Source organism: Polaromonas sp. P1_G2, from assembly GCF_056405515.1.
On sequence record NZ_JBFUBY010001708.1, the window covers coordinates 1 to 365 of the forward strand.

Genomic DNA, 365 nt, shown 5'->3' on the forward strand with positions numbered 1-365 from the left:
ATTTTTGTTCATTGTTGTACTTTATTGTTCAGCATTGAACCTATCAGGCTGCTATCATCATGTCATCATATATCGCCAAGCTGACAGGGCAAGCCATCAATCTCGCCGGGCTGGTCGCGCCGCGAATGGCGGGTCAGGCGGCATTCCGGCTATTCTGTGCGACAGGCAATCCTGCGCCCGCCAATCACAAGGTCAAACGCCTGTTCGACATGTCGCAGCCCCAGATGCGGCAGGCGGAGCGGTTGATGCTGGCTGTGCCGAACGGCCATGTCGCCGCGCACCGGTTCCCGCCGCTCGGGGTGCCGGACGGCAGGCGCCTTCTCGTCATTCATGGCTGGGGATCGCGGATCGACTATATGCAGGCG

Annotated in this window: 1 protein-coding gene; it reads left to right on the forward strand. The window is 59.5% G+C overall.

Translation table 11 applies throughout. The features are described 5' to 3' along the window. Positions 1 to 59 precede the first annotated feature (59 nt). A partial coding sequence (locus AC1D0P_RS32220) for a hypothetical protein (RefSeq protein ID WP_477680439.1) occupies positions 60 to 365 on the forward strand: 306 nt, incomplete at its 3' end.